The organism is Aliiglaciecola aliphaticivorans (assembly GCF_054782055.1).
The window spans coordinates 83808-96035 of the sequence record NZ_BAAGTF010000021.1 but is presented as its reverse complement, the minus strand read 5'-3'; the positions used below and the strand labels follow the sequence as shown (position 1 = coordinate 96035).

8 protein-coding genes are annotated in these 12228 nt (G+C 46.2%); all 8 read right to left on the bottom strand.

Annotated elements, in window-relative coordinates; all coding sequences use genetic code 11:
- Positions 1-50 precede the first annotated feature (50 nt).
- Positions 51-941, bottom strand: coding sequence for a DNA adenine methylase (locus ACYVIL_RS12745; RefSeq protein ID WP_460312676.1), 891 nt, complete (start codon positions 939-941; stop codon positions 51-53).
- Complete coding sequence (locus tag ACYVIL_RS12740) at positions 941-2437, bottom strand: hypothetical protein (RefSeq protein ID WP_460312675.1); 1497 nt, start codon at positions 2435-2437, stop codon at positions 941-943. Before ACYVIL_RS12740 ends, ACYVIL_RS12745 begins: the two co-directional genes overlap by 1 nt.
- Positions 2438-2539: 102 nt before the next feature.
- The gene (locus tag ACYVIL_RS12735) at positions 2540-4141 is read right to left on the bottom strand and encodes a Tn7-like element transposition protein TnsE (RefSeq protein WP_460312674.1); all 1602 of its coding nucleotides are present in this window, start codon (positions 4139-4141) and stop codon (positions 2540-2542) included.
- Positions 4138-5646 (bottom strand): TniQ family protein, encoded by a 1509-nt coding sequence (locus ACYVIL_RS12730; protein WP_460312673.1) that lies wholly within the window; start codon positions 5644-5646, stop codon positions 4138-4140. Before ACYVIL_RS12730 ends, ACYVIL_RS12735 begins: the two co-directional genes overlap by 4 nt.
- A gap of 1 nt (position 5647) precedes the next feature.
- Entirely contained in the window at positions 5648-7303 is a 1656-nt protein-coding gene (locus ACYVIL_RS12725; RefSeq protein ID WP_460312672.1) for an AAA family ATPase, read from the bottom strand.
- Positions 7303-9384 (bottom strand): Mu transposase C-terminal domain-containing protein, encoded by a 2082-nt coding sequence (locus ACYVIL_RS12720; protein WP_460312671.1) that lies wholly within the window; start codon positions 9382-9384, stop codon positions 7303-7305. Before ACYVIL_RS12720 ends, ACYVIL_RS12725 begins: the two co-directional genes overlap by 1 nt.
- Positions 9368-10195, bottom strand: a complete 828-nt coding sequence (locus ACYVIL_RS12715; RefSeq protein WP_460312670.1) for a TnsA endonuclease C-terminal domain-containing protein — start codon at positions 10193-10195, stop codon at positions 9368-9370. The genes ACYVIL_RS12720 and ACYVIL_RS12715 overlap by 17 nt, the downstream gene beginning before the upstream one ends.
- Positions 10196-10372: 177 nt before the next feature.
- Positions 10373-12148, bottom strand: a complete 1776-nt coding sequence (locus ACYVIL_RS12710) for an SLC13 family permease (RefSeq protein WP_460312669.1) — start codon at positions 12146-12148, stop codon at positions 10373-10375.
- Positions 12149-12228 lie beyond the last annotated feature (80 nt).

The window sequence follows — 12228 nt, the reverse complement described above, 5'->3', positions numbered from 1 at the left end:
AACGGCTATTTTTCCTGTAAGAAAATGGTAGCAAGTCCTTCAAACAATAATCACGCCTTAGGAGAGCACTTTTTACGATAATGTTTCCTAACCTCTGCAAATGTCACATCAGGTTTAAATCCTGTTTTCTCCAATTCTGGTGAATGTATAATGACCTCAGAACCTTTGCACTTAGTTTGGGCCGTATAAGTTAGACCAAACGATTCTGGTGCATACTCAGAATAAATCCCACAAATTTCTGGCGTGTCATCGTAAGTGACTATCCATGGTTGAGTAATTCGTTTTATGCTTTCAAATAGTCGATAGTGATCATCATGTTCAAAATAGTTCTGATATAACCCTTTCCCTTTGACGTAATAAGGAGGATCAATATTAACAAACGCCGGCCCCTCAATATCGGGAATATGCTCTTCGATAAATTGAGTTGCATCTAAATTCGTTAGCCTTATATCATGCCTTCTTTCAGCGATAGCCCTTATTTGCTCAACAAGGCGCTCCTTGTTAAATCTACAATCAAGCTTATATTCTCCTTCTTGTTTCAACCCACCTATGACACCAGCTTTTATTATTCCTGACCTATTAGTTCTGTTTAAGAAAAAAGTAGCAAAACCAAGTCTCAGGTAATCATTAGGTTTTTCTCTATAAATCTCACGTTGCTGATACCACTCATCCATCGAAACAGGGGTGGATTGAATTAATTCGCAAAGCTCGTCTGTTTTATACAGTACGCAATACCAGAATGCATGAATGGCAGGATCTAAGTCATTTATATATACTTTTCGTGCATGACCATTGAGTAAAAGATACCAAGCGATTGCACATCCCCCCGCGAAAGGCTCAACATAAGCAGCCCCTTCGAGGTCGTTTAATTTCATTGTCTCCAGCACATACGCTGTCAACTTAGATTTTCCACCAGGGTATCTTAAAGGAGAGAAGAACATCAAATTTCCTTCAAACTAATCAATACACTAAACAGTGGAGCTAGCATGTCCCAAAACCGATTAAGAAACTGAGCTTCAACTTTGTGTACCTTACTACCATGAATATACTCATTTAGAGTATTGAGGCTATGGTCGTTACTATTTTGCAGTAGCTGATCAATCACTTTGTTTGCATCACGGTCATCTATAAATTCCCCGCGTAAGATCTTTAGTTTTTGGCTGAGTGTAATTTCATGATACCCCTTTCTTTCCCTTCTGGCCATCTCTGTTTTTAAATCGCAGTTGGCTATATATTCATCAACCGCTAACTCTAAAAAAATACGGAGCGATGCAGCTGAAACATTGGGGTATCTGTAAACAGGTAGTTTCTGTAACTCATCAAACAAAGACCTAAGCTTATAACTTTTAGACGTAATAGCATGATACTTATCTGTAAGTTGCCTACGTTTAGGATCTCCTTTCAATGACACTTTAACATCAGGTTTTGGCTCTCCATCTTTACTACTTGATGGTGTGTCAACGGAATGCTCAGAAGGATCATCTTGGACAGGTAAAGGGGAAGCTGTATTATCAGCAGCTTCATCTATTGATTGTACTTTGGGTAAGTAGTCAAAAATTTCTTGGAACTTCGAGTCTATGGTCCTCGTATTAACAATAAAACCAAGCTCATTGTTTTTATCGAACATCAACTTTAAAAGTTTTGCATACGCAGCATAGAAGCTATTTGGCTCTGCGTTGATTGTAGCTCCATTTTCATCAAATTTAATATGCCACGCTTCTCGTACTTGACTATTACCAAACCAGCGTTCCAAAACTGTCATATTAATACGGTGGCTATAAACTAACTCTCGTTCCGCGACTGCCAAATATGCGGTAACTTCCTGGCGGGTGGCTATATCTCGAATTTTCACATAGCGCAAGGCGTCGATAATTGCAGCTCTTTTGAATCCAGTTACACTAATAGTTTCATCAATATCCTGCCCTACAGAATCATAAACGCTAATTATAAAACGTTGCTGCTGCAAGCGCTGCCATCTGATTTGATTACTAGCAAGAGAGTGGCGCTGCAAGATATACCAACGTGATTCCTCGTAAGAAGGGGCTAAGCACACCTTAATCTTTTCAATTTCATCTCGATCGATTGTACGAGATAAATGCACCACGGTTTTACGAATTGATAATGGAGCTTTTTCGGGAGAACGTAATAATTTGAGCGCCATGACACGACGGTTGCCTTCGGCAACAACGAATTGTTTATCTTCATTTTGCCAAACTACGACAGGGTCGACAGACATAAATCCACGAGCTGCTATGGACTTTATAAGTGCTAAGAAGTTTTGCTCATCAATTGGATCAGCAATTAATTCTTCTACATAATCTCGAACAGTAACTAACTTGTTAGATGGGTCAAGGCGAGGATTGTCATGCCACAGTTTCAGATTATCAACTGACCGCAATACTCTGCTTTCCCACCAATTTTTCTTCTCGTTTGACACGGCTTTCCGTCCTATGTATTCGTTTATACTCCCTAATGCACATAAGAATACATTGACATCAAAGATAACGTAACCCTTATGATTAACAGAGTGTTGCAGCAACTAACTTAATTGCCTGTGCACCCTAGCGGCCCATTTTTTGATATCCTCTGAAGTTAAAGCACCAGCCTTATCCGACTTCTGATGCGGTACCCAGAAGTGGTTATCGGCGCCGACTAACTTGTCCAAGTGCTCCTTTGGCCAGGATAGGGATGCCTTCAGCAGCTGTTTCTCGATCTCATAAAGGTGAGGCTCAATGTCTCCGATAGTGTTGGCGAGGATCATTCTGGTCGATAGCGCTTTTTTCGCGTCTGACGTATCCACTTCCAACAAGTAATACCCAATACCTTGCGCTGTAACATGAGCTACCGACATGCATCTCGGGTTGCTATCAGTTTTCAGGATATGCATCCTGCATTTACCAATCGCTGGCAATTTCCTGAGCGGGTATAGGGTGACCTTACAGTCATGGTTCTCTTCGAGCAACTTTAGCATCTCAAAGTAGCTGGCGAACTTGTTCAGATAAAGGTGTGCATCATAGGTTTGATCGTCCAGATTATCCCATTCGGCGCTGGGCAAGCTCCCTTCCGGGCCTTGCTCTTCGGTGCTGACATCACGGGAGGCTTCGCCTGGCTCGTTGTCGTCCTTTTCGCCCCGTCCTACAGCTTTTCTTTTCTTGCTGACTTTTGATGTTTCCACTGCGTTTTTAAACTCAAACACTGTCGTATTCTCACTGAGCATAACCGGCTTATTCTCTCGGCTGCCCTCTGCGGCATCATCAATATTGTGCCCGGGAGGCCTTGCAGCATCACTCCCTGAACCGCTGCCTTGCCCCTGCACCTGGGTGACGAATCTGGGGCTGAAAAAATCAACGTGGTCGGGAATATTGACGGGGATGTTTCTTACGCCGGTGATTTCATAAACAAGCATAGTTTGACTGTCGGCGTTGAAGTTGCCTCTTATATTCAACGTCACATCTTTCAGTTCCGGAGGCTCGAACCTGAAATTCCAGCGGCGATATAGCCCCTGATCGTATCCGTCGTTCAACTGATAATGTCCAATACTGTCGTAAGAATGCCGTGCCTCCTCATCCATCAGCAACCAGGCAAGCATCCGCCGGAAACTGTAATCGTTAAACAGCTCCCAATTGCCTGAGAAAGTCTCCAGCACGGTGATAACCGCTCTTTCGTGCTCTGCGTCGTAATCCAGGATATATTCATTGTTCAGCAAGTCGTGAACTACGGCTGACCGGGCCAGATAGCCGTAATGAAAGAAAAGCGCCCTAGACAGTTCAAATTGGGGGAGGTAAATAGTTGTGCCGTCGGTTAACTGGAACACGAAACAATGCTGCTTCGCTTCCTTTGGCAATGGCCTGTCACGGGCCGGGCAATTACCGATGACATCAACCTGCCAATTGCGGGTTGTCGCTATGGTTAGTGTCTTTTCCACTCCCCTGGGGTAGTAATCTTTAGTGGGGTTGATAATTCTTTTGCGGATAAGGATGGGCGCATTGGACAGGGTAATCGCATCTTTCCCTTTCTCCTTGCTGGGATAAATGCTCAGGTTAACACCCCACTGGTTACCGTCTTTTCTGCAAAACAGCTCACCGATACCGTTAATCCAGGTATCGTCTTTGAATCCTTTTAATCGGGTACTACCAGTCAAATCCCGAGTATCTCCTTAAGAAACCGGCGGGCCGGTTCGGTGAGGCGTTCTTCACTCAGCCCGGACCATCTCAGCACCTGCCAGCGTTTAAGTGGCTGACCGTCCTGCACTGTGCACATAACGGTACGGGTTATTCTTCTAATCTGATACTCAAATATATTTTCACAGTAACGATCAAAAAACAAACTGCACAAAGGCAGTCGTTCCAGGTGCTTCTCTATACCAGCTTTGTGCTTCAGTTGGTTCAGATACCAGTTCCTCGAGAGTCGGGGAGCATGCAGTCTGCATTCGCTTTCGTTGCGCAATGCTATCAGGGCTTTGACCGTATCCACGTCTCGCTTATGCCAGCTCACCTTAGGCCGGTGTCCCGGTAGAGGTATTCTGTGGCCCTGATTGACTTCTATCAGCCAGTTTCTGTCATAACGATACAACCAGGCGTACACGTCTCCGTATCCGTTAAGGCGGGCCAGTTTGGTTCCGTGTTTTTCTAGGGCGTCCAGCCATCGGCTGCGGTAGTCCTCCAAGTGTGTTTGATCTATTACCTGCAGAGGGGTGGTTGATGTCCTGGCTTTCGGCTGGAGTCGCGCAACAAAAGTAACCACATCGGCCAGCTTCCACCTGGGCTTCAGAAAGGAATGCAGGACGATTAGATGCTCAAGATAACTGAATGCTTTGCGGTGTTTGCGAAACATATTCTGCAGCCAGTTTGACTCACTGCTGTCTGGCATGAGTTTTTGGCGGGTCAGCCAGTCTGCTCCCCAAAATGCGATGACTCTCTGTCTTACCTGTTCATGGTGTATCTGGCTCCCGCGATTGAACTGATGGTCTGCAGCCAGCTTTTTATACCAATAACCCCATTGCACAAGTTCAGGCACTGCAATCTGCTTAAGATTCAGAAGCTCATGTATGCTTTGCGCTATTAAATCGCTTTGCCAGCAACCCGGCTGTTGCTCTGCCTGTATGCAGGTATCTCTATCGGCGGGAGTATACTGGTGGCGGTGAACATCGTGGCGACGAATGTCTGAGTCAATAAGACTTCCATGGATCGGGCAACTGTCTGCACCAGCCACTTGCCAATCCCGCCGCCAGTAACACTCTCCAAATTCGTGCAGTTGCTGTTTAATGCACCCAGGGCAATATCGGAGGTATTCAGGTTGCTTAACACGCGAAGCCGCTGCGCCTGACGTTAAATGGACTGCGCTTTTTCCATCTGTGGTCAGTTCCCGGATAAGTGCTTTGCGCCGGGTTTCGCCCATGAAGAGCGCATGCAAGGGAAAGAGTGTATTCTGGTAGAGCAGATCACAAGGCGTTATACCGGCTTTTTCCGGGTAAAGTGCTGCAATGCGATTCAAATGCCCGGGCAGATCAGATGTTGCGATAACTCTGGTATCACCATAAACATCCTGCAACAGCTCTTTGGGTGAGACGATACCGCTATGAACCCCATGCCTTGCGATGGTGCTGTAAAGCAGTTCATCGCGGTAAGGCAGGGGAAAGCCCAGCATATCAACCCACGTCTTTCAGCCAATTAGGCACATCAAACAGTTCCTTGCCATATTGCAGTTCGTGATAAAAACGGCCTTTTTCTGCCTGAGAAAATTTGAATCTCAGATCGTCTGAGGGCAGCGTATGCCAACTGGTTGATTTGACGTTTGCTGCCTTCGGTTTGCTGGTTTTGGGCGGACTGGAATACCAATCCAGTATGATACGGCTCAGTTCGGGCAACGAGAGATCTGGGTGCTGTTGGAAAGCATTTTCGATCAACGGCTCCAGTAATCCGGATTCGCACCCCATCCCTTGCAGCATGGTATAAAGACGCAAGGCTTTTTCATTACTACCAAAGGCCGGGATGCGCTCTTTTTCGGTCTGTCGCTCATCAATCACCTGCCTTAATTCAAGCAGGCGTTTGTCCATATCGGGCAACTGTAAATCCGAATATTTAACGATAAGTTCGGGGTCGCCTCTGCGCAGAGCATCAAGCATGGGATGTACAGGCTTCAGTTCCTGCTGGTACACGGTGCGCAGCAGTTTTACGGTAATTCGCTCTAAGCCCGTGGATATAGCCCGCATCTGTGCAAGTACGAACAGCTTGACGACGATATCCAGCACACCCTGCGACAAATCGAACCAGCAGTCGCGGATTTCATCGCTCAGCATTTCATCCCGGTTAGTCAGCCACTGGTATTGCCAGAGCTTGTCGGTAAAGGCCTGCCACTCTGTTTTTCTTGGCTCACCCGTTTTGGGGTTAATTCTGACCGGCCCCGGTTTCATCGGCTCCCAGAACAATGAGCCAAATCCGGCGCTGCGCCGACCGGCCTGTAATTCCATTTCGAATATGGGCCTGGCTTTTGGAGTTCCCACCATTACTACGGGTACACCGATAACATTTACCAGCGCCACAAAAAACTCCAGCATGGCTTCTTTACTGATGGAGCGCTTCAGTGTCAGGCGTTGAATTTCGTCGATAACCAGTACGCCGACCGCCCGTTGTGTTGCCACCTGGCCCATTAAAGAGAGCAGCACTTCGGTGCTGTGACGCTTACGGGCATACTTTTCCTCGTACCCCGTGTGCAGAGTGCGATCTACCTCACGGAAAAAGTTCAGGCACAAGCTTTTAAGGGAGCCATCGGAGGGGCATTCGATCCTCAGGTAGGGCAGCTGAATGGCATTGTAATCCTGGTGATAGATGACCTGCGGATAGGTTGCCAATATGCGGTTAATAGTCGAACTTTTACCGCTGCCGGAACAACCAATCAGGGACAGGCTCTTGGCTGTGGAGTTGGTTTGTGAAAACCTGAAATCACTTGTGACACCTGACATGATCCGTTGGTAGCCTTCCTGCATCTTCTTATTCAGCGAACCATCGGCGATATTGCGCCCCACATAACCGCCCCGGATCATGACGGAAATTTTCTCTTCCAGTTGTATGTGGATGGAAAGAGGCTGAAAGAAATCATCAAGCAATGCACTGATCTGGTGAGCACGAAGATGCCCCTTGCTGAAACAGTCATGTGGATTAAACTCCACTTTACCGGTGAGTTTTACCTTGAGGGCCTGGAGATCCATTATTGGCGGTAAGGCCTCGATCAATGGATTGCCACGATAGCGCTCAAGCCCAGGGTCGGCATATACGGCCTCAACATAGTTTTCTGGTAAAGGCATCAGTCGTCGTCTCCAAACAGCTCATCGACATAATCCGGATAGTCCAGATCTGGCTCGGGGTCGGACAGGTGAATCACTTTGCCTGGGCGGCGATTACTGTCAGCATCCGGGCGGCGCGCCTTTTCTGCTCTTTCTCTGGCTTTCTCCTGACGCTTGTTTTCATTAATCGCTCTGACCCGCTGCGCATTGGGTATACCGGAAGTATCCGGTGCCACTTTGGTTGCATGACTGATTTTGTCTATTACAAATTCTTCGTGTTGCCGTTTTTTGGCTCCGGATTGCACTTTTGCTTTGCCGGTTGTTTTCTTTTGTTCATCTCTGGCCTGCCAGACGTCCCAGAATGACGCTCCCCGAAACTCCCGGGAGCGGTCAGCCAGGTTGCAGATCCAATATTTGTTGCTGCCTTTCTCAGGGAACAGGTAAATCTGGTCGGCAACCAATGGGTCGTAGGCGGCTTCCAGCGTTGCTGGTCGTTTCACTGTTCTGCCTCGATGCGTCCAGCCCAGTTGCAGAAATTCAGGTGAAGTGTAGTAGAGGCCAAACAAGCAGGCCCCCAATTCGGAAATGCTCGCCGTTTTTCTGGGTAACAGGGCAACCCGCAATGCGTCCGGCTCGGCATGATGTAGGCGGCCAGTTCTGTGCTGCAGCCCCCAATTCCACAAATGGACTGGAGTTGTCGGCAGATCCGTAGGCATGTCGGAGTCTCTGTCGTACTTCTCAAGCACGGCGTACTGGTTGTGATAGAGCACCGAGGACAGAATAATTTGTGCAAACTCTTTAACTGAAAGTTTAGCATCCAGCCGATAATCCTTACCACCGCGCTTTTTAACCCGGTTTCCGGTGACATAACCTGGCACAAAGGCTCCAAATGAGGCCTGAACCGTCTTAAAGTTGCGCTCTACAATGCCCTTAGCGTCACCCCTGTATGGAGGGGTATTTTCTATCCGTACCGCAAAGTTACTTTCCAGATTTTCTATTTGATGCCCCAGCAATTCGCCACGATCTGCAAGGATTGCATCCGGTAGTCCCACATTGGGCCAGTGTTCGGGCTCTATGTCGAATCCCAGCTCCTTGCAGTAACTGGTTTTATCCGTCACGGCCATATACAAGGCCTGCATCGCAGCAACATAAGAAGCACTTTCGAAGCCGATATAGAAACCGGCTACCATCCGACTGAATACATCGATCACCATATAAACCACCGGGCGACCAACGATATTGCCCCGTTCACTGTCGGAAACGACATACACATCGGCAATAGTGGCATCTATCTCGTAACGGCTACCCGGCCCAAGCACCTGAGTATTTGCTGTGCTGTGCAGAGGCCGGATATCTTTGTTGTATTCATTGGCTGAAATGCGCTTTTTGAGTTTTTCTGCCTGAAGGTACTCACGCTTGTAGAAATGCATCATCTGCCAGTTACTGGGCAATTCCTCTTCTGGTGTATCCGGGAAATAGTTGAGATACAGGGTATTGAAACGCCGGTGGGCGTATGGAAAGGAGTGCCCTTTGTCCTTCAACAGGTAACGGTCGATGGCAATGCGAAACAGGCGCTCAACAAACTCATCTACTTTAGCGCCAACACCCGGTGTGTATTTGCGTGGGCGGCCCAGTTTCTTGTCTTTGGCGATTCGCCTTTTACCTTTACCACCAGAATTCTTGTAGTCGGGGAGCAGAGCATTTGGAGTCTGTCCACGTTGCCAATAACGTCTGGCAAGCCGATAGAGGGTTTGCTTGGTAGAGCCTTTCTCGGCAAGAATGCTTGTGATGGCAGCACCGCGGCTTTTGGGGTCATAAAAGTCAGGCAGGTCCAGTAATGGTTTAATCAGATGATAATTACTGTCCCGCTTGGTTCTGGCCGTGGTGCCCTCTTTAGGCGACTCGAAAGCCAGCTCCTTATAGGGGTCATCAATGCGATCGAGGTTTTCCTGTTCGATGGCTTCTGCCAAGTCACTAACTGACGCTATTTCGGGAAAGGCTGAATCATCGTCGATATCGATCCAAACCAGATACTCGCCCAGTGGTTGCAGCACCCGGTAACGCTGATCACCGAATTTCAATATTTCATTGATTCGAAACAAGATACACCTCCCGGATAAAGGCAACATCTCCGGCCCGTAAATCCCTGGCTTTGAGTTTGGTTGTGGGTATGAAAATGTCAAAAGTGAAGTAGCGCTTTGCTAACAGCTGCCTGACCTCATAAAGTGATTCACCCAGTGGCATATCGTAGGCGGCGTCCAGTTCTTTGCAGATGGCAATAATTGTCTTGGTCGGGCTTTTTTCAAAATGATGGGAATAGAATTCGATCCGCTGTAATGCCAGCTCCATATCTGCCTCTTCCCGCTGAGCCTGATACATCCAATTGATGTTTCTGGTCACCACGGCCGGTACATCCTTCTCTGTAATTAGGTACCAGGGAAGCCCCTTTTCCTGCCAGTATCGGCGCTCAAGCTCCAGCTTCTCCACCGTTCTGGGATCTTGCAGAGCCGACGCGTATTTTGCCTGCAATACGAATCTGGGTTCATTATCATTGGCTGAATCAACCAGAAAATCCGACGACATATACTGATCAACGCCAGCGACGTTAGGGTGTTTAATGCCTGTTGCATCCGCCAACTGTCGGGTAGTATCACGCTCCAGAGGGAATTGCTCTCGGATTTGGGTGATTTGCTTATGCCACTCCAGCATCAGGAACACGGAAAGTTCAAGATCTGATAGCAAATGGTGGGTACGTTTAGACTTGTGACCAAATACACGGTGTACTCTTCCTAAAGACGGCAAGTCTCTAACCGTTAACCAAGGTTTATAACCAGAATTCAGCCCTAGACCTCTGCCTTCCTTAATTCTCTTTGCAATTTGCGTCTCAGAAAACCCGCCGCCTTTTGAGGCCATGTATAAACTGCCCACATTTCTCCGTTAAGCGAGAATAGGCCTTACTGCATTAGTATGCAACTTTATTACTTGGAAATCGTACCATATTTATTACTAATTTGGGTTAGGAGTTCCCACGAATTCGGCTTCTCATTGCACATTATTTCTCCTGAAATTTTCGAACAATTAATTTCATTGTTAGGTTATCTCTAAGCTCCAAAATAAAGACAATATTGTCACTGTGGCTATTGCTATGATTAAATTCATTAGAAGGCCTATTTTTAAAAAGTCTTTAAACCCATAGTTGCCGGGCCCATACACCATCAAGTTGGTCTGATAGCCCAAAGGTGTCGCAAAACTAGCGGAAGCAGCCATCATGATAGCGAAGATATAAGGCTCAGAATTTAGTGTAGCCTTGTCAGTAATCTCAATAATAATCGGCAAAATTAAAACAGCGGCAGCATTGTTAGTTATGATTTCGGTAAGTATTGAAACTGTAATATAGGTCAATATTAATAATAGAAGTGCGTTGCCAGCACTTATACTTATAATGTTATCCGCAATGAAACTGGCAACACCAGTTTTTTGCAACGCAAGTCCTAACGAGAAAGAGGCTGCTATTGTTAATATTACCGCCAGATCGAGACTTTTCTCTGCCTGCTTTATCGATAAACATCCGGTTGCTAACATAAGTCCAGCACCAATAAGTGCGGCATTTAGCATTGATGTCAGGCCAAGCGAAGCTGATAACACAGCACATATTAATATGCCCCACGATAAGTTAGCTTTTTCATGGTTGGGCTGCTCGTGCTCTAAAGCATTAACTAGTAGAAAATCTTTACTGTACTTTTGTCTCGATATGAAAGCAGGTCTGGCTTCCAAAAGTAGCGTATCGCCAGACTGTATCTTTATGCCGCCTAAGTTAGATTTTAAGCGTTCCCCATTTCGCGCTACCGCAAGCACAGCTGCACCATACCTGTTTCTAAATTTTGAATCCCTAATCGCGCTTCCTACGGCCTCACAATGTGTTGAAACGACAACTTCTACTAACACTCTACCTGATTTTTTTTGGTCTAATACAGGCTCCCCCTGATATGGCGGAGCTTCAAGTCCATTGATTTTTAAAAGATCGGTAATCGCTTCTGTCTGACCTGCAAATACTAGTCTGTCATTGCCATACAGTATTTCGTCAGACGAAACTGCACTGAGAGTTTTGCTTGCTCTTTCTATTTCAACTAAATAAAGTCGCTTTAAATTTCTCAGGCCTGCTTCTGCGATGGACTTGCCTACAAGTGGACCGTTGTCAGTAACGCACACTTCAAGCGTGAATTCTCTAAGTTCTGAAAAGGGTTTATTTTCTTGCGTGTTTGGTAATAAGAACGGAGAAATAACGTAGATAAAAATCATTCCAACGATCGCAACAGGTAAACCAATGAACGTTATATCAAACAGGCCAAATCCAGGATTGCCGGTGATGCTTTGATACTGGCCGTTTACTACTAAGTTCGTGCTTGTTCCTATAAGTGTGATTGTTCCTCCCAATATTGCCGTGTAGCTCAGTGGTATCAGCAACTTAGATGGAGACAATTCATTTTTTTTCGCCCAAGTCATTATCGCTGGGATCATGGTTGCAACAACTGGCGTATTATTTAAAAAAGCACTTAGAGGTACTACCGGAATAAAAATACGAAGCAGTGCAGTACGCAGATTTTTGGGAGAGCCTAAGAATTTATTAACTAAAATATCTATCCCTCCCGAATGATGAATGCCTGCAGCAATCACAAACATTACCCCAACGGTAATCAATCCCGAGTTACTAAACCCTGCTAGCGCCTCAGCAGGTGATAAAACACCAGTAACGCTTAATACAGTCATTGCAGCGAGCATCACAACGTGAGGAGCTATTCTTGTTGTTATCAAGACTAAAAGCACTGAGAATGTCAGGGCTAACGTAAACCATCCAGATACATCCATAATTTATAATTTCTGACCAGATAAAATTAAAAAAACGCGGACTCTATTCTGTGTAATCCGCGTTATCCTATTTGCAAAAA